The organism is Novosphingobium sp. SG720 (genome assembly GCF_012275365.1).
GTDB lineage: Bacteria > Pseudomonadota > Alphaproteobacteria > Sphingomonadales > Sphingomonadaceae > Novosphingobium > Novosphingobium rhizosphaerae.
The window spans coordinates 418,639-444,971 of sequence record NZ_JAAZQN010000001.1 but is presented as its reverse complement, the minus strand read 5'-3'; the positions used below and the strand labels follow the sequence as shown (position 1 = coordinate 444,971).

Here is a 26,333-nt window from a genome sequence, read left to right as displayed (position 1 = left end):
TTAGTGTCCGCGCGCGCCGTGGACAAGATCGACTTGCCGCAATGGATCAATTCCCGGTGGCCCGAAGCCGGTTGGATGACGGATGACAGCGCGCGCGGCCCCGGCTATGAGCCGCGCCGGCGCTTTTCTGCCCATCTACCTTTCCTGCCGATTCACGATCTGGCGGATATGGAACACGCGTGACGTTGCAAGGACTTACACTGCAGATCCTGCCGCCTGCCCTGCTCCTGCTGGTCGGCGGCGTCCTGCTCGATGCGCTGGTTCGGCCTCGCCCCGCGCGGGGCCTGCGCAGCTGGCAGGGGCTGTGCCTCAACGCCGCCGTGCTCGTTGCCGTGTTCGGCGCGGTCTTGGCGGTTTGCGGCAACGCCATGGTCGCCTGCGCGCTGGCGCTGGGCCTGGCCGCGCTGTTTGCCGTGGCATCCAACGCCAAGAACGCCATGCTGGGCGAACCGCTGCTGTTTTCCGATCTCGCGCTGATCGGGGCGATCTTTCGCCATCCACAGTTCTACCTGTCGGCGGTTGCCCCCTGGCAGCGCGCCGTGGCGGCCGTGGTGGCGCTGGCGCTACTCGGGCTGTTCGGGGCGCTGTTCGTAGCCACGCCGGTGTTTCACCTGGCCGGGCTCGCGCTCGTGCTGATCGGGCTGGGCGCGCTGGTTCTGGCGCTGCGCAGCGCGGGGTTCCGCCGGGCGATCACCCGTCCCGACGCCACGGCCGATGTTGCGCGACATGGGTTGATGCCCGTTATCCTGCTCTATTGGCGGCGCTGGCGCGAAAGCGTGGACCCGCCCGCCTGCCCACCGATCGCCCGCCATGCCCCGGTCGATGCGCCCGGCCTGGTCGTGATGATCCAGTGCGAAAGCTTTGCCGATCCAGCCGAACTGTTTGGCGATCCCGCGCTCGCCCTGCCCGGCCTGGCGGCGGCGCGGTGCGATGCGTGGCAGCACGGGCGCCTCAACGTGAGCGGTTTTGGCGCCTATACCATGCGCACCGAATACGGCGTGCTGTTCGGGCGCGAGGAAGAAGAACTGGGCTTCCGTCGCTATGATCCGTTCCTGACAGCCGAAGGCGAAGGGTCCTGGGCGCTGCCCGCCCGCCTGCGCGGCGCGGGGTGGGACAGCGCCTTCCTCCATCCGCACGACATGCGCTTCTACGGCCGCGATCGCATCATGCCGGCAGGCGGTTTTGCCCGGCTGGTGGGCGAAGCAGACTTCGCGCCACCCGCCCCGGGCGAGGGGCGCTATGTGACGGACGCCGCCATGGCCGACGTGATCTTGGCCATGGCCGCTTCAGCCAGGCAGCCCACGCTGCTCTATGCCGTCACGATCGAAAACCATGGGCCGTGGGCCGGGGATGGCCAGCAGGGCCTGGTGCCGGGCTATCTGCGCCTGGTGCGCAACAGCGACGCCATGCTTGCCCGCCTTGCCGCCAGCCTGTCGGACCTGGCGCGCGAGCGAGCAGAGCCGGTGGCGCTGGTGTTCTTCGGCGATCATTGCCCCAGCATTCCCGGTGCGACCGCGCCGGGCGGCGACCGCCATACCCCTTATGCGATCGTGCGGTTCGATTGCGCCGGGCAGCCGATCAAGGGCGCAGCGCCCCAAGCCGATCTCACGCCAGCCGGCCTGCACCACGCCGTGTTGGATCTGGCGCTGGGCACGCCCACCGGCAAGACCTGAACCCGCCGGATCAGCGCGGCGGCGCCAGCGAGACCAGCAGGCGATCGCGCAAGCGGCGCGGCAGGATGCGATCGAACCAGCGCAACGCCACGAAAGGCCAGGGCAGGACAAGGTGCGCCTGCCGTCGGTTCACCGCGCGGGCGATTCGGTCTGCCACGGCATCGGGCGCCATGAGCATCGGCTTGGGCCCCGGCACCTGCCTGCCGGCCGCCGTATCGATGAAGCCGGGGGACACCAGCGTAACCCCCACCCCGTGGCTGCGCATGGCCAGGCGCAGCGCGTCGGCAAAGCGGGCAAGGCCTGCCTTGGTGCCGGAATAGGCGGTGGCGAAGGGCAGCGAGTGAAACCCCGCCGCCGATCCGATCAGCACGATCTGCCCCCGCCCCCGTGCCGCCATCGCGCGTGCCACGGCCGCCGCCAACGCAGCTGGCGCGGCAAAATTGACCAGTGCCAGCTCTGCCACCAGCGCTGGCTGTTCCACACTGTCATCAGCCGCGCGAATATCGCCGCGGCCCGATGCAAACACCACGATGTCGAACGGCCTGGCGGCATCTTCGGCCACGATCGCCGCGACGGCCGCCGGAATGTCCATCAGGTCACGCGAACGCACCTGCGTCACGGCCCCTTTTGCAGCGCACAAGGAAGCGACCGTTTCAAGACGTTTCAGATCCCTCCCCCACAGCGACAGGTAGGTGCCGTGGTCTGCATAGCGCCGTGCGATGGCACTGCCCAAGCCGCCCGACGCCCCGACAACTAGAACCGAAATGGTGGGATTAACCAACGGTAATACGTCCTTTTTATCAGGCCATCCAATCGTCGCAAAGAGGCTACATCCAGTAGCATGGAGGCTTGACAAGCGATGGCGCATCATGTCCTGCATGATCAAGATGCTTTCTTCCGAAAACATACCGCAGCGCATCAGGCTGTTTCGTAACGACCGCCTTGAGCGCCTTACGCTGATCTCTTGGCGTACTTTTGCGCTGGCATGGGCGGTTCTTCTGCCATCCATTGCGTGGGCCGCGTGGGGCACCGCCAAACCGCTTCCAGCGCTCGCGCTGGTGGGGGCGGGCCTGCTGGTGTGGACGCTGTTCGAATATGCGATGCACCGCTTCCTGTTCCATTGGCACGTCAACATGGCGGCGGTGCGACGGTTCGTGTTCCTGATTCACGGCAACCACCACGACAACCCCAACGACGCGCTGCGCGATCTCATGCCGCTGCCCGTGAGCCTGCCCATCGCCGCGGCGGTCTGGCTGCTGTCGGTCCTGGCGATCGGGCCCGCCGGAAGCTGGCTGTTCCTGGGCTTCATCAGCGGCTATGTCGCCTATGATATTCTGCACTATGCCTGCCACCAGTGGCCCATGCGCGGGCGCTTCGCTTCGGCGATCAAGCGCCATCACATGCGCCATCACTTCGTCGACGGGCATGGCAACTATGCCATCTCGGCGATCTTCTGGGATCGCGTGTTTGCCAGCAGGATCAAATCGCTGAAGTGACGCAGATGACAGCTGGCAAGCAACCGTCGAAATGGCAGCAGACCGTCAACGCGCGCGGCTGGAAAGTCCCGTTCGTCGGCAAGTCGCTATACCAGATCGGCAAGGAATTGCGGCCGGGCATCGACCGTGTGATCATGCGCAATTCGCGCATTCCCGATGCGGCAGTTCAGGACAAGGCGTTCTTCCCCTGGATTGCGGAGCTGGAACGCCACTGGGAAGCGATTCGCGACGAAGCACTGGCGATTCGCGCCAAGGACATTCCCTCGCTTGGGGATATCTCGTTCGATCACGGCCGCATCGCCAAGGATCGCCGCTGGCGCACGCTGTTCCTCAAAGGCTATGGCTATCGCATGACCGGCAACGCGGCGCGCGCGCCGGTTACCGCACGCCTGATCGAGGCTGTTCCCGGCCTGGTCACGGCCAACTTCTCGGTGATGGAAGCAGGCGGGCACATTCCCCGCCACTTCGGCATGACCAAGGGCATGCTGACCTATCACCTCGCGCTCAAGGCCCCGCGCGAGCGCGAGAAATGCCGGATGCATCTTGAAGAAGGCGAGCGGTTGCACGTCCTCCATTGGGAAGACGGCCAGTCCTTCCTGTTCGACGACATGTTCAATCACGAAGTGTGGAACGAGACGGACGAGGATCGCTACATCCTGCTGATCCAGATCAAGCGCCCCTGCCGCTTTGTCGGCAACCTGATCCAGAACATCTTCCTGGGGGCGGTGCGCCACTCCCGCTTCGTCAAGGACATCAAGCGCGCGATCGATCGCGAGGCAGCCGCGCGCAACATCCAGCCGGCTTGATCGATCAGCGCTCCAGGCCCGCCAGCGCCGTCACCACCGTATCGAGATGTTCGTCCCAGGTGGGATTGTGCCAGGCGGGGATGCGCTGCAACTGCGCCTGCCGCATCGGGCCATCGCCGGCAAAATCGACAATGGCCCTGGCCCAGGCCGGGCCATCGAGCGGATCGAGATAGTCCGCCACTGCCCCGCCCACTTCACGCAAGGCGGGGATATCGCTGCATAGCGCGGGCGTGCCGACCGAAAGCGCCTCGGCCACCGGCATGCCATAGCCTTCGGCAAACGAAGGCATCAGCAGCCCTTTGGCGCCGCGCAGCACGGCGGAAAGCTGGCGATCCGGGCAGCCACTCAGTTCCTCGACATGGCCATCGAGCGCCGGGCAGCGTTCCAGCAGGTCCACCACCTGTTCGTTTTCCCAGCCGCGCCGCCCGATGATCACCAGCTTGGGCACGCGGCCCGCTGGCAGGGTTTCTGCCAGATGGCGCCAGATGTGCAGAAGGAGAAGGTGATTCTTGCGCGGCTCGATCGTGCCCAGGCACACGAAATAGGGGCGCCCGTCACCCTGCCATGGCGCGGTGGGGACCATCGGCACGGTGCCCAGCAGCGCCACGGCCATGGCGATGGATCGGCCCGACCGGTCGATCCACGGCTGCATGGCGCGGCCGGTCGCCGCGGAATTGACGATCACGAGATCGGCCAGGCTGGTCACCGCCTCGATCCTGCGGCGATGCAGTGCCGCGCCATCGGGCCGGGCATATTCGGGAAATTCGATGGGAATAAGATCGTGCACCAGGCAGGCGAACTGCGCATTTTCCCGGTCCAGGATGCGCCGGATCTTGGCCACCTTGGCAAGATGGTGCGGCGAAACCTGGATATAGACCGACTTTTGCCCCCTGCCCGCCGGACGCTGTGGCAGAAGCTGGAACAGTTGCGGCAGGTTGGACACCACCGAGCGACGCTCGGGCCCGTTCTCCTCGCTCGACCAACGCCGCTCCAATTCGTCCAGATAGGGCAGGATGGCGCTGCGACGCAGGCGGCCATAGAGGCCGGTGGGGTGGACCGCAGCAAACGCCAGCCCCTCGCCCAAGCGCGCGAGCAAGCCCCGCGCATAGGCCATTTCCACCCGATCGACCCCGGACGGGGTGGAATAATGCATGCGGGAAATCAGCCGGGAAACGTCAAGGATCATCTGGGTCATCGCAGCGCCGCCATGAGCCTGCCCTGGATGCGGCGCAAGGGCGCGATCCAGCGCAGGCGATTGGTGGCCCGCGCGCCGGCCATGCGGCCCACCAGCACTTCGGGTGGACAGGGCAAACCGGTCACCGGATCGAGATAGCGCGGATAGAGGATCAGGACGCCAGCCACGAGCGCATCGAGCGACAGCGCCCGGCCGCGCCGATCGGGCACCGGCGCCAGGTCACGCGTCAGTCCCCAGCCGGCATAGAACGGCGTGCCGTGGCACACCACCTCGCGCCCGCGCAGCAGCGCTTCGAAACCGGCGAGCGAGGTCAGCACATGCACCGCATCGACGGCATCGAGCAGCGGCGCCATGCCCCCACCCCGCACCACGCGATCGGCATGGGCGAGCACTTGCGCGTCTGGCACGGCGCCCTTGCGATGCCCGGCATCAACATCAGGATGGGGCCGAAACCAGATCTCCGCGTCGGGTTCGGCCAGGCGGGCGCGGCGCACCAGTTCCAGGTTGGAAGCCAGGCCATGCCCGCCGGCCCGCACCGACATGTCGTCTTCCACTTGCCCCGGCACCAGCACCAGTCGCCGCCCCGGCTCGGCGCGCGGTGGCACGGTAGCCTGGGTATCGGCCGCATACTTGCTGATCCCGGCGGCCACGATCGTTTCGCGCAAGGCCCGTGCCCGCGCCAGCAGGCGTGGCGAAAAGCCCGCATTGGCCAGCACCGCTTCCAGGTCGCTGGGCCCGGCGGGATCGAAATGAATGCCCAGCGCATCGACCACGACCGACGATGGTGGCACCAGATCCACCCCCAGCCCCACCGAGCGTACGAAGCCGTCCTCCACCCGCACCAGCGGCACGCCCTGCTGCCGGGCTTGGGCAATCAGGCCCGGCGAAACGCGCGATGGCCAGATCGCCACGGCTCCGCCAGCCCGCTCGGCCAGCGCCAGGGCGCGCGCCGGGCTGCGGGCAAAGCGCAAGGGGCGCGCTGGGTGCCAGAGGAAACGGCGGATCTCCGCCTTCTTCCACCAGGCCATGCCGCTGGCCGCGGCGATCTGCCGGTTGCCATCCAGCGCGGCGCGCCAGGTTGCCAACAGATCGATCGTTTCGGCAAGGCCCGTGGCCCCACCGCCAAACGGGTCGCGATAGTGCGCCTGCGCCAACGCCAATGCCGCCCGCGCGTCGAGCGCATCGCCGCTGTCGCCCGGCGCGCCAAACCTGCCGGGCGACAGCACCTTCACGGCAACGCCGGCGATGCGGGCCAGTGCGATCCACTCATCGTCGCCATGGGCCACCAAGAACCGCGCGCGATCCAGCACCGACCACGGGTCCACCGCGTCCGGCTGCAGGTTGCGCCCGGCCAGCACATGGCCCCACCCGGCCGGCGATTGCGGCACGAGCCACAGCGCAGCCCCATCTTCATCATAGGCAAGGAGGGCGGCAACTTCGGCCGCGCTACCCGGCCGCAGCACCACCGCGATCGGGTCATCCCCGACGATCGGCGGCGCCCAGAAACAGCCACCCACCCGCGCCGCGCGCAGATCGGCAAACTGGCCCCGCGACACCGGCAAGGGCCCGTCCATGCCCACTGACGACACCTGTGGCAGCGCAACCGTCGCGTCCGCCCAGGGAAAGGGCGGCGCACGCAGCAATGGCACCCCGCTCATGGCCGGATGCCCCAGCTTTCGATGTGAAGCACATCCCCAGCATCACGACGGATCACACCATAGGCGCCCGTCGCGAGCTTGAGCGGTTGGCCAGCCCCCGCTCCGGCGGCGAGCAAGGCGAAGCGCGCGGCGCCATTGCTGGTGACCAGCAGCACGTCGCCTTGTGCCTCTTTGAGGAAAGCGCGCCAGGCGGCCAGGCGCCGCACGCCATCGACGATCCATCCAGGCGGCGGCACGGCGCGTTCATCCCAGGCAGATAGCGCATCGGCGCCAATGCGCGCGACCACGCTTTCCTCGCTCTGGTTCTCGTCCGGCCCATGGTCGATCTCGCGCAACCATTCGCACGGCTGGGCCACCAGGGCTTCACCGCCGGGCTGATGCGCGATGATTGCCGCGGCGGTCGCACGGGTGCGCAGCAAGGGTGAAACCAGCACTTGCGCGAAGTGCCAGCCCTCTTGGGCGAAATGCCGGCCGAGCACCGCCGCCTGCGTTTCCCCCGCCGCGGTCAGCGGCAGATCGGTGCGCGCGCCGATCCGGCGCGGCGGTTCGCCGGCGGCAAAGGTATTGCCATGGCGCACGATCACGAATCTTGCAGCGGGCGATGTCATGTCGGAAACGGATCGCCCAACCGCGCAATGGCGGCCTCGGCCAGGGCCAGGTCTGCCGGGGTATCGATGCCCGACATCGCATGAAGCGGCGGATCGACCGCAATCGTGGCGATCTTCCGCCCCGCTTCCAGGAAGCGCAGTTGCTCCAGCCCCTCGAGCAGTTCGACCGGGCTTTGCGGCGCGCGGGCAAACCATTCGAGTGCCGCCAGGCGATAGCCATAAAGGCCCAGGTGTTGCCACACCGGCGACATTGGCTGGCTGGCGCGCAGCCGGTCTTCATCGCGCATCGCGGGCAGGATCGTCTTGGAAAACCACAAGGCCCGGCCTTGCGCATCGCGAACGCACGTCGTGCCGCTGAACGGGGCCGTCACCTTGTGCTGGCGCAAGCGGTCGAGCCGCGCCCAATCGAGCCGATAGACCGGCGTCGCCACATCGGCCTCGCCATCGCGCAGTTCCGCAACCAAGCCAGCAACCACGGCGGGCGGAACGAACGGCGCGTCTCCCTGCAGATTAATCACCAGATCGGGGCGCTGCGGCTGCGCCATGGCAGCGGCATAGGCGCGGGCAGAGCCGGAATCGAGCGCCGGGTCGGTCAGCACCACGGCCGCGCCGATGGCACAGGCATGATCGGCTATACGGGCGTCGTCCGTGGCCACCACAACGCTACAATCATTGACCAGGGCTGCTGCGGCCTGCGCCACCGCATGGACGCGTTCCAGCAAAGTTCGGCCGGCGATAGGCAGCAAGGGCTTGCCCGGCAAACGCTTGGAACCAAAGCGCGCCGGAACCACGATCAGGGCCTGGGCGGGGGAAGACATGCCCGTGCCGGTCAGGCAGCACCCGCCCTGACGATGTCATGGATGTGAACGATGCCGGCAAGCCGCTCGCCGTCCACCACGAACAGCACCGAGACGGCGTTGTCGTTCAATATGCGCAGGGCATCAGACGCCAGGGTATCAGGCGTGACGCTGAGCGGATTGGGCGACATGTGCAGGCCGATGTTGTCGTTCAGATCGTAGGCGGCAATGCAACGGCGCAGGTCACCATCGGTAAACGCCCCGATCAGCCGCTCGTTCTGGTCCACCACGGCAGTGCAGCCATAGCGCTTGCGGCTCATCTCGATCGTCGCGCTGGTCAACGAAGCGTCGCTGCCCACTTTCGGGATCGAATCGCCAGTGCCCATGATTTCCCCCACCGTGCACAGTTGTGCACCCAGCTTGCCACCGGGATGGAATACGCGGAAATCGGTAGAGGTAAACCCGCGCGCCTCGATCAGGGCCACGGCCAGTGCATCGCCCAGCACCAGTTGCAGGGTGGTGGACGACGTGGGCGCCAATTCATTGGGGCAAGCCTCGCGCACTGGCGGCATCGACAGGCAGATGTCCGCCGCGCGCCCGGCCGTGCTGTCGGGGAACGAAGTGGCCACGATCAGCTTCACGCCACACTGGTTGCAATAGCGGAAAACGTCGCCCAGCTCGCTTGTCTCGCCAGACCATGTGATCGCCAGCACCACGTCGTCGGGCGTGATGAGCCCCAGGTCCCCATGGCTCGCTTCGCCCGGATGGAGATAGACCGCCGAAGTTCCAGTGGACCGCATCGTCGCGGCGATCTTGCGCGCAATATGCCCGCTCTTGCCCATGCCCGTGACCACCACCTGGCCCCGCGTGGTTGCCAATGCCTCGATCGCCAGCTCTACCGAGCGGCGCAGTTCGGGCGCGCGCAAGGCACTGCGCAAGGTCTGCAAGGCATCCAGCTCGATGTCGATGGTCTTGAGTGCAGATGCAGCATAGCGCACGTCGATCAGCTTGCTGGACATATCCGCCTGAAGTTTTCTAAAATGCACATGATGTCCTTCGGCGCTGGGCATGCAGCTGTCGTTTTGTCGACAAGGTGTTGCCAGATTTTTCAATACCCGCCAAGGGTTGCCCATCCACCTGGTTCACCCGAACCGATAAAATTGGTCCGGAATGAAAGTAAATGTTGCTCCATTCTGGCAGGCGAGCCCTCACATATGAACCTTTGCGGACATGAGATTCATCCCAACTCCCCTCTATTCGCAATTGCGGGACCATGCGTCATAGAAAGCGAGGAAATGACGTTTTCCATCGCCGAAACGCTGGCAACGATTGCGCATCGCCTGGGGTTGATGCTCATTTTCAAGGCTTCCTTCGACAAGGCAAACCGCAGTTCCGACAAATCGTTCCGCGGCTTGGGCATGGACGAAGGCCTGCGCATCCTGGAAAAGGTGCGCCGCGAGACCGGCCTGCCGGTCATCACCGACGTGCACGAGGCTAGCCAGGTCAGCGCCGTGGCCGAAGTGGTCGACGTGTTGCAGACGCCCGCCTTCCTCGCGCGGCAGACCGATTTCATCGCAGCGGTGGCTGCCAGCGGCAAGCCGGTCAACATCAAGAAGGCCCAGTTCATGGCCCCGGCCGACATGCAGCAGGTGGTCAACAAGGCGCGCAACGCGGCCACCGCCGCCGGGCATGATCCCGACGCTTTCCTGCTGTGCGAACGGGGCACCTCGTTCGGCTACAACACTCTGGTGTCGGACATGCGCGGCCTGGCGATCATGGCCCAGACCGGCTGCCCGGTGGTGTTCGACGCGACGCACTCGGTCCAGCAACCCGGCGGCCTGGGCGAACGCTCGGGCGGCCAACGCGAATTCGTGCCCCTGCTGGCCCGCGCGGCAGTGGCGGCGGGCGTGGCCGGGGTATTCATGGAAACACACCCCGATCCCGACAAGGCCCTGTCGGATGGGCCCAACGCCCTGCCCCTGGCCGATTTCGAAGAGCTGTGGAAGCGGCTCCTGGCCATCGACTCGGTGGTGAAGGAGGGTTGATCACCGGCAGGGCTCTGACTGCGCGCAGCAGCTGGGGCCATGCCGGCCCGATCAGTTCTTGGCCACGGAAACGGCGCTGGTCACCGACACCACCGGCGAGAACAACTGGCTGATCAACTGGATCACCTTGCTCGGCTGGTTGGCGCGCGCGTTGCCGAAGTACAGCACATCCTTGTTCTGCATCCAGAAGTTCTGCGCCAGGAAATAGCTGCCGGTCTGCATCATGTTGATATGATAGACCACCGGCTTGCGCTGGCCCGCGTTGGCCGGATCATCGACGTAGCGGAACACGAACACCGCCGCCGGATCGCCCAGGTTTGGATTGGGGCCACCCGCCGCCGAAATCGCCTGCGCCAGGGTCAGAGTTCCGCTGACGAAGGGAATCTGGTCCATCCTGCCTGCGGCCCCCAGCACCGAGAACGACATCGGATCATAGATCAGCGTATAGCGATCACCGGGATAGGCACGGACATCCAGAGTCGGATTGTCGAGCAACGTGCTCAGGCGATAATCCGCACTTTCATCGCGCCGCTTGACGCGTACGATCAGATCGCTCGCCTTGCCGCGATAGCCACCGGCCAAGGCCACCACATCGGACAGCGTTTCACGGTTGGTGTCGAGTACCAAGCGCCCAGGCTTTGCCACTTCGCCACCAACGATGACGGAATTGGTGATGACCGAACGGCGCGTCACCAGAACCTGGGGGTTCTGCGAATACCCGCGCAACGCCAGGCGAATCTGCCGCCCGATCTCGACCGGCGTCTCGCCGAGCACACGCAGCTTGCCGGCATAGGGTATCGTGATGTCGCCATTATCGTCCACCCGCATTTCAGGCAGATTCTGCGCGCGCGCGCCGGTATCGATGCCAGCACTGGCCGAAGCCCCTGAAAGGCCGGTCGAATTCGAAAACAGGGTGACACCCGCTTCGTAGATGGCCACGTTTAGCACATCGCCGGGGCCGACCATATCGGTAGGCGGCGGCGGCCGGTCACTCAATCGCTTGCCGACGTCCGCGGCCTGCGGCGGAATTTGGGCAGGGCCGTCCACTTCCACCAGCGCGATGCCCATTTGCTGGTCGCTGGCCACCGCCTTGGTCACCTGGTTACCGGTCGGGCCGCTGGACGGCAGAGTGGCGCACGCTCCGAGCAGCAGCGTCGTGCTTAAAAGAAGCGAGGTTTGGAGCTTCATGAAATAGTTCCGCAAAATAGGTCATGCCGCCTGTCGGCACTTCGTGTGCGAGGACGGCCAGCCCCGCTATGTTACCGGTTCAGGTCCCCTGACAGAACGGTCCTGAGGTAGCGCCCATAATCCGATTTGCCCAGTTTATCGATAGCGCGTTGCAAGCCGGTTTCGTCGATAAAACCATTGCGAAACGCAATTTCCTCCGGGCTGGCGATCTTGAAACCCTGCCGCTTTTCAAGGATCCGCACATATTCTGCCGCATCCAACAAGCTGTCGGGCGTGCCGGTATCGAGCCAGGCATAACCGCGCCCCATGATCTCGACGGACAGTTCACCCCGCTCGAGATAGACCCGGTTCACGTCGGTGATTTCCAACTCGCCGCGTGGCGAAGGCTGGATATTGGCGGCGATTTCGACAACCTGCGAATCATAGATGTAGAGCCCGGTAACCGCCCAGTTCGACTGCGGTTTTTCCGGCTTTTCCTCGATCGAAACCGCCTTCATGTCCGCGCCGAACGAGACGACGCCGTATCGTTCCGGATCGGACACGCGATAGGCGAAAATGCTCGCCCCCGCCGGGCGCGAAATGGCGTTCTGCAAAAGATTCGGCAGCCCGTGTCCGTAAAAAATATTATCGCCCAAGATCAGCGCAGACGGCGCATTGCCCACGAAATCAGCACCGATGACATAGGCCTGCGCCAAGCCATCGGGGCTGGGTTGTTCTGCATATTCCAGCCTCATGCCCCAAAGCGATCCATCGCCCAGCATGGCACGGAACGCGGGGAGGTCACGTGGAGTCGAAATGATCAGGACTTCGCGAATGCCGGCCAGCATCAGGGTACTGAGCGGATAATAGATCATCGGTTTGTCATAGACCGACATCAACTGTTTGGAGGTGGCCAGCGTCATCGGATAAAGCCGGGTGCCGCTCCCCCCCGCCAGAATGATACCCTTCATGTGCCTATTCCTTGTATAGATCGTTCGCCGATTCTCGTCAGGCTGCCAGAAGCCTTTGGACCACCTGCTCCATCGCGCCATGCCAATCGGGCATGGCCACACCATGCACCCGAGCAATGAGGCTGCTGTCCAGACGGGAGTTCATGGGCCGGATGGCAGGGGTGGGATAATCCGCGCTGGGAATGGGTCGTACCCGCGCCGAGGGACCGCCCCCCATTGCGGAAGCGGCAAAGATCGCCTGGGCGAACGCCGCCCAACTGGCTTCGCCCGCCGCCGTCATGTGGAAGACCCCGCGCAAGGTTGGATCGGGATTGTCCACAAGGTTGCCAGCTACAGCCAGGATGCCATCGGCGATATCCAGCGCGCTGGTCGGATTGCCGATCTGGTCCGCCACCACCGCAATCTCGTCCCGGTCCGCGGCAAGCCGCAGCATCGTCTTGACGAAATTGCCGCCGAAAGGACTATAGACCCAAGCCACTCGCAGGATCGCAGCGTTGCGCGCGCAATTCGCCAGCACAGCCTTTTCCCCTGCCAACTTGGATGCGCCATAGACGCCCGCGGGCCCGGTGGGATCACTTTCGCAATAAGGACGGTGCAGATGGCCATCGAAGACGTAGTCGGTCGAAAGATGTACGATCGGGATACCGAGTTGCTCGGCCGCTGCCGCCACGGCGCCAGCCCCATCCGCATTCACCGCGTGAGCCATGTCCGGCTCCGATTCAGCCTTGTCTACGGCCGTATATGCTGCGGCAGACACCACCACATCGGGCCCGATCAAAGCCAGTGCGTCTCCAAGCGTTTGCGGCTTTGCCAAGTCGACTTCCGGCCGCCCCAGCGGCACGATATCATGGCCCGCGACGCGCGCGCGCTCCACAAGGCTCGAAACGACTTGGCCGTGACGGCCGGTAACGGCAATCTTCACGCAGACACCCTGGATCTCTCGGCGTCGAGCCCCAGACGCGCGCCATCGTAGCGGTCACGCAAGGGGCGCCACCACCACGCATTGTCCAAATACCACTGAACGGTCTTTTCGATCCCGGTGTCGAACGTTTCCCTGGCACGCCAGCCCAGTTCATCTTCCAGCTTGGTAGCGTCGATTGCATAGCGGGCGTCGTGCCCGGGCCGATCCGTGACGAACCCAATCAACGCCTCGCGCGGGGTATCGGCCGGCACCAGGGTATCGAGCACGGCACAGATGCGGCGCACCACGTCGATGTTGCGCCGCTCGTTGCGGCCACCAACATTGTATGTCTCACCGACGCGGCCACGCTCTATGATCACGTCAAGGGCGCGGGCGTGATCGTCGACAAACAGCCAGTCACGCACGTTTTCACCTTTGCCGTAGACCGGCAACTGCCGGCCATCGAGGGCATTAAGGATGGTCAGCGGAATGAGCTTTTCGGGGAAGTGATAAGGGCCATAATTGTTCGAGCAGTTCGATACGACCACAGGCAGACCATAGGTGCGCTCCCAAGCCTTGGCGAGATGATCCGATGCTGCCTTCGACGCGGAATAGGGTGACGAAGGATCATAGGGCGTCGTTTCGGTAAACAGCCCTTCGTCGCCCAGCGAGCCATAGACCTCGTCAGTCGAAACGTGCAGGAAACGGAACTCGGCCTTGGCCGCAGGGGTCAGACCGTTCCAATAGGAGCGCGCCGCTTCGAGCAGCACGAACGTGCCGACGATATTGGTCTGGATGAAATCGGCCGCACCGGTGATCGAGCGATCCACATGGCTCTCTGCGGCCAGATGCATGATGCGGTCGGGCCGGAACGTGTCGATCGCCTGCGCCATGGCCGGCGCATCGCGGATGTCAGCATGAAGGAAGCGATGGTTACCCCGCCCCTCTACCGCACGCAGCGATTCCCGACAGCCAGCGTAAGTCAGCGCATCGATTGTCAGAACATCATAGCCCTTTTCGAGCACAAGATAGCGCACGAGGGCCGAACCAATGAAGCCGGCACCGCCGGTTACAATGACGCGCATACAGAAAATTCTCCGAAACGGACCAACCAACAATCAGCCCGAGCATTCCATCGAGAAATAAGCAGGGATTTCAGCTAACGTCGGCTGCTTGATATCCTTGGGAGAAAGCGTGCCGACATCGGCCACACTCGGCCATTCGATCGCAATCTCCGGGTCGTCCCACGCCACGCCCTTGTCGCATTCCGCGCTGTAGTAGTCCGTCACCTTGTAGGCGATCACGGTGTCAGGCGCGAGCGAGCAAAAACCATGCGCGAATCCCGGCGGCACCCAAAGCTGCTTGCCGTTTTCCGGCGTCAGCTTTTCGCCAACCCACTTGCCAAAGGTCTTGGAGCCCTTGCGGATATCCACCGCCACGTCGAACAGAGCCCCTGCGGTGCAGCGCACCAACTTGCCCTGCTGGTGGGGCGGACATTGGAAATGCAGACCACGCACCGTACCAACCTTGGCGCTGAGCGACTCGTTATCCTGAACGAAGGTAAAGTCACCACAGTGGCTGGCGAACAGGTCCGCACGAAATGTTTCGGCGAAATACCCACGCGCATCGCCAATATGCTTAGGCACCAGCAATTTTACGTCGTCGATCTCAAAACCCAGAACCTGCATAACATTTACTCGAAATTTCTAGACAGAACCAATACATCTACAGCAATTTCGTCCGAACGGTCCGACCCCAGGCCGTGCTCCGGTCGGCCAAACCATGTCAAGCCGGATGCAGCGTAGACCACGGGTCGACAGGGAAGACCGTATCGAAGCAAGCTGTACGGCCCTAGCGCCAACACGCACGCGGATCGGAAAATGCCCCACGATCCGTGCCCGCGCCATTCCTCAGGTGGTGCGATAGACATCCTTGGAGGTGTTTACATTGGAACGAAGGCGGATCGTTTCCAGGACCTTTTCATCGTCGCGCTGCGTTTCGCGCGGTGCGAACAGGGCACGACCGCGGATGTCGGCATCTGGCGCGGGATCGCGCAGATAGTAGATCGCCAGGCTCTTGCGATAGATGCCGTCCTCTACCGTCAGGGGCTTGCTCATGCCGTGCCAACTGTTCTGGGTGGTATTGAACAACACGGCACGGTTGAACGCCGGTGCGATTTCCTTGGCCAGCTTGCCAGGTTGCCGCGCCTCGCTGTCGTGCTCCCACAGACCAAGATCGCCGCCATGTTCGGGACGAAGATCGGACGACATGTAGATGATGATGTTTAGGACCCGCTCGAGCTTCATCTTGGGATGAATCGAGTAATCGAAATGCGGGTTCAAATTACCGCCAACGCCGTGAATATGCCAGCCCCCGCCGTGCAGACCATGATCGACATAGAGCGGGCAACCCAGCAAAGCGGAAAGCCGGTCGGTCATTGCCGGTGACTGCAATTCGGCAAAGGCACGATAGGTTGTCGTGGGAAACTTTTCCCAACTATTCTGGGTTTTCTTATGCTCGATCGAGTTGTTGTAGAAAAACCAGTCATCCGAATCATAGGTCGGCATTTCTGCCTCAAGCGCCTTGGCGACATCGGCTTCAAAAAAATTTTCGATTACACAGTGGTCGAATGGACCTTCCTTGCCATAGGACTGGACGGATCTATCGAAATTTTCATAGTCGATCATATCAATTTCCCAAGTGGAAAGGCCAGTCACAAGAACTCTTTTTCAACCTTGATGAGATTCATTAAAGATTTCATTTTACTATGAATATCGGCTTCTTGAACGAATTCATCAGGCAATGTGAACTGGCCATGGCCCTGGTTGAAGAAGCGCCGCGTGAAATTCTCCATACGATCAACCTCGATCTTGCCCGCCAGCGAAAATCCAAACCGCTCCGTCCAGACCCGCGAACCGCCGGTTTCCGCAAATGTACAGACCGGCAGACCAAGACTCATGGCTTCAGGCACAACCAGAGGATTGGGATCGACTCTTGAAGACAGCATGAACAGATCCGCGGCCCGGATCGCCGGGTAGGGATTGGACAGCATGTTGGTCCAGTAGAGGTTGGCGAGCCTTTTCTTCTTGTTGAGCGGAATAGCGGGATTGGTCGACCGCCCGATCTCGTCATCCCACGGCCCGACCCACACGAAATCCATTTCCGGGCAGCGTTCGGCCAGTTGCCAGAACAGATCGGCGCCCTTGCGTTCGCAAGCCACGCCACACATCACCACACGCTTGCGCTCCAATGCTTCGCTGCCGGTCCATTGCAGCCGCTTTCCTACTGCGTTCAAGGCTTCGGGCAACGGTTCGCGGGCCTTGCGCGCAACCGCGCCACAATCGATCCCCACGCCGAAATTGTAGATCATCTGCCCGCCCAGATCCAATTCGCTGCGGGTATCGTTCCCGCACTCCTCAGACGCGGAAACAACCAGGTGCGCCGCGTGAATATCGGTGGGTCGAAACACGCCGATGTTTTGCAGTGCCTGGAAATCCACGCTCATTTCATGGGCATGGAGCGCAAACGGAATATTCAACTCCCGACAGGCGGGTGCCCAGTCCCCCGATGCGATGGAGTTCACATAGACATAGTCCGGTTGCACTTCCTCCAGATAATCAAGATATCTGGCCACGCGCGCGCGTAGCGGCGTATGTTCATATTCATAGCTGGTCGGAATGACCCGCACATCCTTGAAATTCTGCTGCTCGGCAAAAGCCCGGAGCGGTCCTTCCTTTTTGGAAACGAGGTAGATATCGTGTTCTTGCGCCATGATCGCGGCCATATCGACCCCGATCTTGGGCGCCCCGGTCATGCTCAGGTCGTGCAGAATGAAGGCGATTTTCATGATTGTCCCTGCACTCAGCGCCAAAGGAAACGATAGCCAAGCTGGCGCATGACATTGCCGAAGATCCGTTCCACGGAATGCTCGACCTGACCATCGATGTGGTGCTCGATGCCCTTGTTATCGCCGTTTACAAACTGGTGATGGGCAAGCGGCAGGTAAACGGCCTCCATGACTTCGGAACGAACCATCATCATCGTTCCGGAGACATATTCACACTCTTCATGCTCGGGCGAGATGCCGTAGATTTGAAACAGCTTGCGCATACCGGCAGCATTGCTTTCGAGGCCGAGATGGCGCGTCTGCACCGAACCAACAATGCCGATCTCGGGATCGGTGAGGAAAGCAGTGAGATTCTGCCTGACCGTTTCGCTGTCGCCCAGGATCGCGCCCAGCAGGCTTTTCTTCCACATTGCGGCGTAATCGCGTGTCACATGCGGGCTCTTCTTGCTGTGAAGCAATGTGAAAGCGACGTAATCCGCGAAATTGACACCCTTCAGCAACGAGAAAAACCCGCCGATATCGCGACCTTCATTGGGAGATATCTTGATCTTCGCCTTGGGAAAATCCTCACGCACCTGGGCCATCACTGCCCCGAGCCACGTCGATTCGACAAAATTCACATATAGGTCAAAATCGACGTCAATATTGGCAATATACGCTCGTAGTTCATCCCACATATCAGGATAATACAAATGCACCAAAACACAGAATGGCTTTTTGCCAACCAAAGGTGCGACATCATGATATTGAGATTCCAACAGAATCGGACGTACGCTACCAATCTGGTGAAAACTGTACCGCCGCTTTTCTTTAAAACCTGATCTGACAAAATGTGGTATCGCAAGCCACGGATTGTCGCTAAATTCTTTCTCGAGATCCACATGCAACGATACGTATTGCTTCGGATCGAAGTCGACAGGAATGCAATGCCCAGGAAGACCTGCGTCTCTGAGCAAAGTCGTCAAACTGCCGATCCGGTTCTCAGCGCGTCCAACCTTTTCGAAATGGGCAGCGAGTTCCGCATCCGGCATGTTCGCCAGATCCTTATTGAACTGACGGTACGTCGCAACATCAAAATGGGAATCGCAATCAAACACGTTTGAGAAGAAAACCGCACGGATCGAATCGAGAACAGGCACCTTTTCCGGGTCTATGGGAAGAAGCCGCTCTCGGTATCCGCGGTTCCAGTAATCCACCAGAAGGTCCGCGGAATTTTTTGCTTCGGGATACTTACTCAGATACCATTCCAGATCGAACAAAGAATGAGTATGAAATTTCTTCCCAGCACCCACAGTGATATAGTGATAAATTTCGTCATCGCCAAAATTTAGATCATTATAATAACTGTAGTATTCTGGATCAAACAACGCGTTGGGGAGGATGTTGCGATTTCTTATTTCATTATAGTATAGCTCCGCAACACGCCTCGCACTTTTCTGCGGCTCGATCCCCAGTTGGTAACAGACATAGGCTTTGTCCAACCCTGGCCAATCAGCCAATCGGTCGATCATGGCTTCGGCGGTCGGAGCCGCGTGGGCCACCCCAGCATCTGCTCGCTGCGCTTTGCCGCTGCCTGCTTCCTGCGCCCTTGGCTTGAACACACCAAGGTCGATCAATTCGTCACCCGGGTTTGACGGCTTGCCTCTGCGGCCGATCCTCTTGCCGAGCCACAGGTAGTGCTCGGCCGGCCCCATACCCGTTTGGAGGACATCCGGGTAGCGACGCATGTACCATTCCGCGTCAAATTGCCCGGAAGACAACAACTGCGACAATTGCGATCGGAAATCAGCGTTCATGATCTTGCAGCCTGATGACATAGCATTGACCCGCCTTGGTGAGGCCGATTTTGGTCCAGCGCGATAGGCGAAAATGGCGCGATATAGGTGCATCGTGCCCGACGATCGAAACGACGATGGGCCGAAAGCGGCCCGTCCGAAGTGGTTGCAATGCAGGGTGCTCTAAAAAGCGCCGCGCCGCCTGTTGGGGCCACCGCGCCTGATCCGCGTGCCTCGCCGAGCCAGTACATCGCGCGATGCGCTCAAAGGGGATCAATGCCACGGCATCAAGCTCCAATACTCATCGACGACGAGATTCCTTAATCCCGTGCGTGATATAGTGCCGTAACGGATCTGCCCCTGTCGCTGCCACATCGGGGTTTTTGGCGAGATAGGATTCGGAATCGAACATCCCGCGCATTTCCACACGCCGGCTCAGGCGCTTGAACTGCGCTTTTCGCGACAGGAAGACCCACCAGCGCGGTCGCCGTAGCATGATGGCATAGACCTGGCTCAACCAATGCACGGTTTCATCGCGGGTCTGCACTTCTTGTTCACTATCGCGCAGCAATTGCGTGACGATGGCGATTTCATTGAATGTCTGCGACCGCTGCGACACCGCGGCGCGTGCCGCAGCATGGGTCTTTTCCATTTCGGTTTCGATAACTGCCAGCTTGCTCTGGCTGTCAGCACTGTCCTGACGAGCCTGTTCGAGGGACTTCTTCGCCTCGACAAGCTCGGCGCGAACATGAGCTAGTTCCTGCTGGGCCGCCTCCAGCGTGCGGAGGCGCTCACTCCCGCGTTCCCGCTCACGCTCCAACAGTCGCTGTTGCCGCGCCTGTTCCTGCGCATGATTTTTGCATTCCGCTTCCAGCGCTTCTGCCCGCGCCTTCTCCGTGCACAATTCGGCCCAGATCTGCCTCAGCTCTTCCTTGCGCTGAAGTAGCTCACTACCCGTTTCAGCCAGCTTTGCAGTAACTGCTTCCTGTTCGCGGCGGTAGTCGATCAGGTCCCGTTCGAGGCTTAGCCTTGCTTCCTGCGCGACATCCAGCGCCACCTGCAATTCGGTTTGCCGCGCTTCTGCAGCCACCAGCTTTGCAGCAACAGCATCGCGTTCCGCGCTTCGTTCGCGCAGCGCTCGCTCGCCAGCATCGGCACGGGACATCGCGGCATCGCATGAAGCGCGGGACGCCTCAAGCTCCCGTTCCCGATCCTGCAACAGACTGGCAACGCGCTCGACCTCCCCGCCCTGCTCAATCAACGAACGCTCGGCGCTATCCGCCCGTAGCAATGCCGCATCGCGCTCGCTCCGGAACGTTTCGAATTGGCCTTCCTGCTCCGCCAACCGCGACGCCAGCCTCCCCACCTCCTCCCGCTGCTCGACCAGCGCGCGTTCCGCTGCATCGGCACGCCCGATGGCGGTATCGCGCTCGCCATCGGCGGCAGCAATGTGCCCTGCTGCATCGCGGAGGCGCACCGTTGCCTGCTGGAAAAGCGCCATCGGCGTAGCAAAAACGGCAGCGGCGGCGTCGAGATCTCTGGAGATCGCGTCCAAAGCGACAAAATCACCAGGAGATTCAGCGCCTTCAGACCAACCCTGGACGATATCATAGGTCTGGCGCACCCACGCCGGCACGGCCGATCCGTTAAGAGCGCCCAGATTGGTATGCGCGTGGTGGCGCAATGACTTGTCGAGAAAACTTTCGATTTCCAGCGTCACGCGCGCGGAATAACGTGGCCAACTGATAGCAAGACGGTCCGCGATGCGCTCGATAACCTTCGTCCAATCCTCGAGCAGGCCGCTGTAGGTCGTAAAGACGCGCTGCGCGCCACGGGTGGAACGCTCGGCATCCAGGATATATCGCAACCAGATCAGGTATCCGATAGAGAGGTCGATTCCGTCGCGCGCGTGCAGCGAAGCCGCCACTTCCAATGGGTTGCGGATGGGAATGACGACCCTGGGTTCGATGCCGTTTTGCTGCAAGACATCGAGCCAGAACGGCACGATCCGGCAGATTCGGGGATCCTTCAAGACAAAGAAGGAGCTGCCTTCGTACTCTGCCTGCAGCGTTTGTGCCGCCTTGTGAACGAACCCTGCACGCGCGTGCGACTTTTCCCATCCGGGGTTGAGTTTCTGCCAGTCATTCCAGGCAGACCCGGCGGCTTCGAGAATTTCGTCATTGAGATCGACGATAGCCTGGGGTTCCCAGTGCCCGACAGGATTGGTCGGATTTCCGCCCATCACCTGCTGTGGCAAAGAACACCCGAGCAGATTGAGAACGCGTGTCAGCGCACTTGTTCCCGACCGGTGCATACCCAGCACGAGCAAAGCAACCTTTTCACCGGCCAGGTGCTGATCCCTGCGGGCTCCTACGCTTTCAACAGCGCGATCGCTATCTGTCGTCAATCTTCAGTCATCCAAAAGATACCTAGCTTCGGGGCAAAACCGGGCTATCGCAGAACGGGCGATACGCCGAACCTGCACCATGCATCAAGAGCACACCTCTCAAATTGCTCTACAAATTGAACCGATATGCTGGCTAAATCTTCAAAATTCCCAAGCTAGAAAACCCGCGTCAATTTTACTGCGGCAAGCCGCAAAAGGCCTCCGGCTCGCTGGCAATCTTGTGCGCAGCGGCGCCAGCCGGACAAACGCACAGCACGGCATCATGTTCCTGAAGGGAGCAAAACAGTTTCGCACTGACTCACGTTCTGCCAAAGCGGAATGCGCCCAACGGGCGGGTGATCAAAGGCGTTCGTACTCCGCAATGGCAGCGGACACATCATCGTAGGGGATCGCCTCGCCATTGCGGAAGATGACCGCCCGATTGCACAGTTCCTGAATGACGGCCATGTCGTGCGAAGCAAGGATCAATGCGCGGTCCTTTCGCTTCTCGAACAACTCCCTTTGGCACTTCATGCGAAAATTGCTGTCACCCACCAGAATGATTTCATCAATGAGGTAGCAGTCGAAGTCGATCGCCAGCGAAAGACCGAATGCCAGACGGGCACGCATACCCGATGAGTAGGTTTTCACCGGCATGGCGAGCTGGCGCCCCAACTCGGTGAAATCCTCAATGAAATCCTTCATCCAGCCATAGGGTTTGCCATAGATGCGGGCAATGAACCGCGCGTTGTCATACCCCGTCAGGCTGCCTTGGAATCCACCATTGAAACCGAGCGGCCACGAAACCGACATCTTGCGCCTGATCGCGCCCGACGTCGGCATCTCGACCCCACCGATCATCTTGATGAAAGTCGACTTGCCGGCGCCGTTGCGGCCTAGAAAGGCAATCTTGTCCGTCGCGGCGATGCGCAGGTTCACGTCATGCAGTACATGCTTGCGGCCATGCCCCATCTTGTAGGACTTGCAGACATTTTCGCACTCAATCATTCAACGACCAACTCTCGGCGAATACGCCGGCACATTGTCAGACCCATCGCCGCCAAGACCAGCGAAACACCCAAGGGATAGAGTGCATCATAATAGACGGTCACTTTATTGCCCCAGATACCACCACGGATCATTTCCATGCCGTGAACGAAAGGCGACAGCAGCATATATCCACGTAGATTGGGCATAAGCCAAGAAACCATGCTAAATGCGCCAGAAAAAGGAATCATGATATAAGTGACGACGGGAATACACTTTTCGAGAACTTCGGACTTTTCCGACAAAGGTGCGATTACAAGGCACAGCGAAAAGCAGAATATCGAATAAACCAGCCACCCCGCAATCATCAGACCAGGATCTGCCGGGACAGGAAAGAGATCGAAGCCAACCAACAGCGCGGCAACCAACAGAAACGCCATCATCGAGCCGAGCATTTCAATCACGAAACGAACGATGATGAAGTCCAGAATCTGGATCTGGCGGTGATACATGAGGCTGCTGTTGGCTTGAAAAATCGCTACACTTCGGGAAACAACGTGCCGGAACAGGGTGAGCGGAATGTAGCCTGTCACCACGAAGGCAATGATACCGACACCATGCTCCTCGGGGCCGTGCAGATAGCGCCAGATGACCGCCACAAGGCTCGCAAACAGCAGCGGCTCCACCATCATCCACAGAAAACCGATGTTTTCGCGCCCAAAGCGCGTGATCAGTTCCCGGATGATCAGTGCGTGGATGACGCGCCCCTGGATCGCAAGACTCTTGCGCATCCGCGATGAAAGACCGTGGCCCATCAGATCAGTCCTTTGGAGCGTGCTCGAGAATACCGACGACCAGCATCCAACCGACAAAATAAATGCAGAGAGCCGAGGCCGCGACCGTCAGGATGCCGAGCAGTCGCTTGGGCAGCAGAGCGATGTCGGGACGGTTGGGCTCGACCACGCGCTCAAGATAGAACTTCTGCCGCTGCGCATCCGAGCGCGCCTGCACCAACGATGCGTTGGCCACGGTCAGGCTGTCGTTGGCAAACTTCTGCTCGACCAGCAGGTCCTCGTAGTTGCCCAGCTTGGACGCAATCGTGCCACTGCCACCCACGACTCGGCTATCCTGCTGGGCGATCTGCGCGGACATTGCGGCAATCCGGTTGCGCAACGCAGGAATCGAAGGATTGCGCGGCGTCTGCCGCTCCATGGTTTCCAGTTGCGCTTGCAGGGCCGCACGCTGACCAACCAGTTGATTGGCAATTTCCAGCACGCCGCCGGCCTGCTTGCCCGGATCGATCAACGCCGAGCGGTTACGATATTGCGTGATCGCGGCCGTAATCTTGCGCGCCCGCTCAGTCGCCTGCTCCACCTGCTGCTGCGCCTCGGCAATGCCGCGTCCCTGCGCTCGATCGTTCAGCCGGTTGACCATGTCTTCACTCAGGGATAGCAACGTCTGGTTGATCTGGTAGGCATCCTCTGGCGTATATGCCTTGACCACCACCACTGCCGTGCCGGTCTGGGTGTCCAGATTGGCATCGACCATCCGCGTATAGTATTTATACAAATACTCGAATGAATCTCCAAAAATATCCTTAGAATATTTTGAAAAAACATCAGCTCCACGGTCATAACGCTGACGAATATTAATCCGCTGTTGAAGATTCGCCAAAGCATCACGCGATCGAATGAAATCAAGCACCTCATTCGCCTGCTCTTGGCCGGCCGAAAGCCCCGTCGTCTGAATCAGGTTGGCCAAAGACGAGAGTTGCGGACGCTTCTCATCAGGCGACTTGATAACAAAGCGCGACTCGGACACATAGATGTCGTTGGCAATGAAGCCGTAGTAAAAGATTGACAATATTGTCGGAACTATGACAAATAACACGAACCAACGATTCTTGCTGATCCAGTTCACCGACTTAGACGAACTTGACGATATTTGACCGTCAACAGCATGGATATTCTCAGCGTTCATAAGACCTGCATAGAACGATCTGGCAGAGGGCCTTCCCTGTGCCATTGACAGTTTCCCCTCCGTGCTAGGGCAAGGCCGTAATCAGTGCAAGCGCTGGTCACCACCCTGTCCTGCATAATGACGGCAGTCCGACAGACTGGCGAAAAGCGCGCAGGGTGGCACTGCAGCAGCCCGCCCCCTGATCGACACCTGAGAAGATTACCAAACGTCTGAAATTATTATGTATTTTCCAAAATGTTTAGATTTTGGGAGAATCAACGCTCAGCCGATGCATCAGTTCCACAACATCATCCATAATGGGTGCCTGCTGGCACATATGGATTCGTCGCAAAAAACATCCGAAGTGCAATGCAAGCAGTCTTTTCCGCCGCAATTCGCAATCATCTGGACGGGTGGTTGGAAGAACTGCCCGTAAATTGAATGAAAACCGTCAGGCACCATCGCCAGATGGAGTCACAGGGCAATCGCAAAGCGTTCGCTCTCACGGCTGAGTTCAGGGTGATGGAATGGATCAACCATACGGTCCGTACCCCACCGCTGCCTCAAAGCAGCCAGTTCCCGTTCCAACCGGGCTGCGCCGACCGGATCGCGATCATGCCCACGCGAAACCGATTCGTGGTGAATCAGGGTTGCCCGCGGTTCGTAAAACGACTGCCATCCTCGTTGGTTGAGACGAAGGCAAAGGTCTACGTCATTGAACGCGACGGGAAAGGCAACCTCATCCAGCATTCCAGCCGCAACGAACTTGGCGCGATCTACAACCAGGCAAGCGGCCGTTACCGCCGAGACGAACTGGGGCAGGTTGTGGCGCGAGAAATAGCCGGTTTCGTCAGGATGGAGCAAACGATGAGCATGGGCGGCGGCTCCACCAATGCCCAGCACGACCCCGGCATGCTGAATACGTCCGTCCGGGTAAAGCAGACGCGCGCCCACCGCGCCGACATCCCGACGCAGCGCCGATGTAGCCATGGTCGCCAGCCATTCGGGATCGATGATTTCGATATCGTTGTTGAGCAGGCAGAGCAGCTCTCCCTGCGCGTTGCGCACCGCCCGGTTGTTGATGGCCGGATAGTTGAAAGGGCCATCATGGCGCAGCACCTGGTGGCTGGCACGATCAAGGCTGTCCAGATAGGCCAAGGTCGCCGGATCGTCGCTGCCGTTGTCCACGACAATGATATCAAGCCGGCTATAGCGCGTTGCGGCCAGCCCCTGGAGGCAAGGGCGAAGAAGATCGACCCGATTGCGGGTGGGCACGATGACCGTGACGGACGGCAGACCTGCTTCCCGCTTTAACGGCATGGCAGGCAATCTTGGACTCGGTCGGAGACGCCGATGGTGCAAGACCGCAGGCAGATGGCAGGGCGGCAGCGAATCTGTGGCGAGTATACCTGCCACCAGATCGCTTGCCCAGGTCACGCGGCCTGTCACCCGCAGCAGATCTTTCCGCCGGGCGCGCACGATACATGACCCGGTGATGTAATCGAAATGCTCGAACAATGGTGCATTCCAGCCGGGCTTGAAATGCGGCTCACCACGCTGCGTGCCAGGACCGATCAGATCATCGTCGGCATAGAGAACTGCAGCCTGGTTGTTGGCGATGGCCACCCGATACTGGTCGATGGCGCTATGGGACAAAACATCGCCGGGCTGCATAAGCAAGAGCCACGATGCCGCATCCCGTGGCATCGACGCTGCGACGTCGGCGCAGGAGGTGTGAGGCGGCGGACCGACTACAACGGAGGGAATGCCCTGCTGCCTGAGCATCTCCCGGGTCTGCGCCAGATGATTCGCATCCACGTCCCCCATCGCGTCTATTAGCGCCAAAATCTCGGGCTCGGCTAACTGGCCGAGCGGGGCATGGTGGCGAATCCGCTCACGCCGCGCCATCCACAGCCGGTACGCATAGGGAGAAAGGTGGAGCAAGGGCGCAAGCTGGCCGCGGGCGCGCAACCGCTTGCCCAGAATTCGCCATTTGATGGCAGTCAGGACCTTGCGAGGCTCTTGTCGAAAGGCGTCGCAATAGGCCAAGGCCAGCAAGACC

Annotated in this window: 24 protein-coding genes; 5 read left to right on the top strand and 19 right to left on the bottom strand. The window is 61.1% G+C overall.

Translation table 11 applies throughout. The features are described from left to right. The first annotated feature begins 18 nt into the window (after window positions 1-18). Complete coding sequence (locus tag FHW94_RS02020) at window positions 19-183, top strand: hypothetical protein (protein ID WP_168554117.1); 165 nt, start codon at window positions 19-21, stop codon at window positions 181-183. Continuing rightward, window positions 180-1,673 (top strand): LTA synthase family protein, encoded by a 1,494-nt coding sequence (locus FHW94_RS02015; RefSeq protein ID WP_349237419.1) that lies wholly within the window; start codon window positions 180-182, stop codon window positions 1,671-1,673. Before FHW94_RS02020 ends, FHW94_RS02015 begins: the two co-directional genes overlap by 4 nt. 10 nt (window positions 1,674-1,683) lie before the next feature. Here FHW94_RS02015 and FHW94_RS02010 read toward each other — a convergent pair whose 3' ends face one another. Then, window positions 1,684-2,454, bottom strand: coding sequence for an SDR family NAD(P)-dependent oxidoreductase (locus FHW94_RS02010; RefSeq protein WP_282599556.1), 771 nt, complete (start codon window positions 2,452-2,454; stop codon window positions 1,684-1,686). Between the two features lie 97 nt (window positions 2,455-2,551). On the opposite strand from FHW94_RS02010, the gene FHW94_RS02005 reads away from it, so the two are divergent. Both FHW94_RS02005 and FHW94_RS02000 read left to right on the top strand, forming a co-directional pair. After that, on the top strand, window positions 2,552-3,169 hold the full coding sequence (locus FHW94_RS02005) for a sterol desaturase family protein (protein WP_349237418.1): 618 nt from the start codon (window positions 2,552-2,554) through the stop codon (window positions 3,167-3,169). A 5-nt stretch (window positions 3,170-3,174) separates the two neighbouring features. Next, window positions 3,175-3,975 (top strand): aspartyl/asparaginyl beta-hydroxylase domain-containing protein, encoded by an 801-nt coding sequence (locus FHW94_RS02000; protein ID WP_168555399.1) that lies wholly within the window; start codon window positions 3,175-3,177, stop codon window positions 3,973-3,975. A gap of 4 nt (window positions 3,976-3,979) precedes the next feature. Here FHW94_RS02000 and FHW94_RS01995 read toward each other — a convergent pair whose 3' ends face one another. The 5 genes from FHW94_RS01995 to FHW94_RS01975 are packed head-to-tail and all read right to left on the bottom strand — an operon-like array spanning window position 3,980 to window position 9,252. Then, window positions 3,980-5,170, bottom strand: a complete 1,191-nt coding sequence (locus FHW94_RS01995) for a glycosyltransferase family 1 protein (RefSeq protein ID WP_168554116.1) — start codon at window positions 5,168-5,170, stop codon at window positions 3,980-3,982. Continuing rightward, window positions 5,167-6,828 (bottom strand): beta-3-deoxy-D-manno-oct-2-ulosonic acid transferase, encoded by a 1,662-nt coding sequence (locus FHW94_RS01990; RefSeq protein ID WP_168554115.1) that lies wholly within the window; start codon window positions 6,826-6,828, stop codon window positions 5,167-5,169. The genes FHW94_RS01995 and FHW94_RS01990 overlap by 4 nt, the downstream gene beginning before the upstream one ends. After that, complete coding sequence (locus FHW94_RS01985; RefSeq protein ID WP_168554114.1) at window positions 6,825-7,436, bottom strand: phosphoglycerate mutase family protein; 612 nt, start codon at window positions 7,434-7,436, stop codon at window positions 6,825-6,827. The genes FHW94_RS01990 and FHW94_RS01985 overlap by 4 nt, the downstream gene beginning before the upstream one ends. After that, complete coding sequence (locus tag FHW94_RS01980) at window positions 7,433-8,254, bottom strand: manno-octulosonate cytidylyltransferase (RefSeq protein ID WP_168554113.1); 822 nt, start codon at window positions 8,252-8,254, stop codon at window positions 7,433-7,435. Before FHW94_RS01980 ends, FHW94_RS01985 begins: the two co-directional genes overlap by 4 nt. Before the next feature lie 11 nt (window positions 8,255-8,265). Beyond that, window positions 8,266-9,252, bottom strand: a complete 987-nt coding sequence (locus tag FHW94_RS01975; RefSeq protein WP_168554112.1) for a KpsF/GutQ family sugar-phosphate isomerase — start codon at window positions 9,250-9,252, stop codon at window positions 8,266-8,268. Window positions 9,253-9,447: 195 nt separating this feature from the next. On the opposite strand from FHW94_RS01975, the gene kdsA reads away from it, so the two are divergent. Continuing rightward, window positions 9,448-10,278 carry a 3-deoxy-8-phosphooctulonate synthase gene (gene kdsA / locus FHW94_RS01970; RefSeq protein ID WP_168554111.1) on the top strand — a complete coding sequence of 277 codons (831 nt, stop codon included), beginning with the start codon at window positions 9,448-9,450 and terminating at the stop codon, window positions 10,276-10,278. 51 nt (window positions 10,279-10,329) lie between these two features. Here the strand turns inward: kdsA and FHW94_RS01965 are convergent, their stop codons facing one another. The 13 genes from FHW94_RS01965 to FHW94_RS01905 form a co-directional block, all read right to left on the bottom strand. Continuing rightward, window positions 10,330-11,466 carry a polysaccharide biosynthesis/export family protein gene (locus FHW94_RS01965; RefSeq protein ID WP_168554110.1) on the bottom strand — a complete coding sequence of 379 codons (1,137 nt, stop codon included), beginning with the start codon at window positions 11,464-11,466 and terminating at the stop codon, window positions 10,330-10,332. Window positions 11,467-11,537: 71 nt separating this feature from the next. Next, window positions 11,538-12,416, bottom strand: a complete 879-nt coding sequence (gene rfbA / locus FHW94_RS01960; protein WP_168554109.1) for a glucose-1-phosphate thymidylyltransferase RfbA — start codon at window positions 12,414-12,416, stop codon at window positions 11,538-11,540. Window positions 12,417-12,453: 37 nt separating this feature from the next. Next, window positions 12,454-13,338, bottom strand: coding sequence for a dTDP-4-dehydrorhamnose reductase (gene rfbD / locus FHW94_RS01955; protein WP_168554108.1), 885 nt, complete (start codon window positions 13,336-13,338; stop codon window positions 12,454-12,456). After that, window positions 13,335-14,402, bottom strand: coding sequence for a dTDP-glucose 4,6-dehydratase (rfbB, locus tag FHW94_RS01950; protein ID WP_168555398.1), 1,068 nt, complete (start codon window positions 14,400-14,402; stop codon window positions 13,335-13,337). Before rfbB ends, rfbD begins: the two co-directional genes overlap by 4 nt. Window positions 14,403-14,435: 33 nt before the next feature. Further along, window positions 14,436-15,005 (bottom strand): dTDP-4-dehydrorhamnose 3,5-epimerase, encoded by a 570-nt coding sequence (gene rfbC, locus FHW94_RS01945; RefSeq protein ID WP_168554107.1) that lies wholly within the window; start codon window positions 15,003-15,005, stop codon window positions 14,436-14,438. Between the two features lie 222 nt (window positions 15,006-15,227). Then, the gene (locus FHW94_RS01940; RefSeq protein ID WP_168554106.1) at window positions 15,228-16,004 is read right to left on the bottom strand and encodes a 2OG-Fe(II) oxygenase; all 777 of its coding nucleotides are present in this window, start codon (window positions 16,002-16,004) and stop codon (window positions 15,228-15,230) included. A gap of 26 nt (window positions 16,005-16,030) precedes the next feature. Then, entirely contained in the window at window positions 16,031-17,164 is a 1,134-nt protein-coding gene (locus FHW94_RS01935; protein ID WP_168554105.1) for a glycosyltransferase, read from the bottom strand. Between the two features lie 14 nt (window positions 17,165-17,178). Beyond that, complete coding sequence (locus tag FHW94_RS01930) at window positions 17,179-18,960, bottom strand: rhamnan synthesis F family protein (protein ID WP_168554104.1); 1,782 nt, start codon at window positions 18,958-18,960, stop codon at window positions 17,179-17,181. 280 nt (window positions 18,961-19,240) lie between these two features. Then, a complete protein-coding gene (locus FHW94_RS01925; RefSeq protein ID WP_168554103.1) occupies window positions 19,241-21,346 on the bottom strand; it encodes a hypothetical protein in 2,106 nt (701 codons plus the stop codon). Window positions 21,347-21,685: 339 nt separating this feature from the next. Continuing rightward, the gene (locus FHW94_RS01920; RefSeq protein WP_168554102.1) at window positions 21,686-22,333 is read right to left on the bottom strand and encodes an ABC transporter ATP-binding protein; all 648 of its coding nucleotides are present in this window, start codon (window positions 22,331-22,333) and stop codon (window positions 21,686-21,688) included. Further along, window positions 22,330-23,127: an ABC transporter permease gene (locus FHW94_RS01915; protein WP_168554101.1), complete on the bottom strand. Its 798-nt coding sequence runs from the start codon at window positions 23,125-23,127 to the stop codon at window positions 22,330-22,332. The genes FHW94_RS01920 and FHW94_RS01915 overlap by 4 nt, the downstream gene beginning before the upstream one ends. Before the next feature lie 4 nt (window positions 23,128-23,131). Continuing rightward, window positions 23,132-24,292 carry a capsule biosynthesis protein gene (locus FHW94_RS01910; RefSeq protein WP_168554100.1) on the bottom strand — a complete coding sequence of 387 codons (1,161 nt, stop codon included), beginning with the start codon at window positions 24,290-24,292 and terminating at the stop codon, window positions 23,132-23,134. 453 nt (window positions 24,293-24,745) lie between these two features. Beyond that, complete coding sequence (locus FHW94_RS01905; protein ID WP_246865848.1) at window positions 24,746-26,329, bottom strand: glycosyltransferase family 2 protein; 1,584 nt, start codon at window positions 26,327-26,329, stop codon at window positions 24,746-24,748. Window positions 26,330-26,333 lie beyond the last annotated feature (4 nt).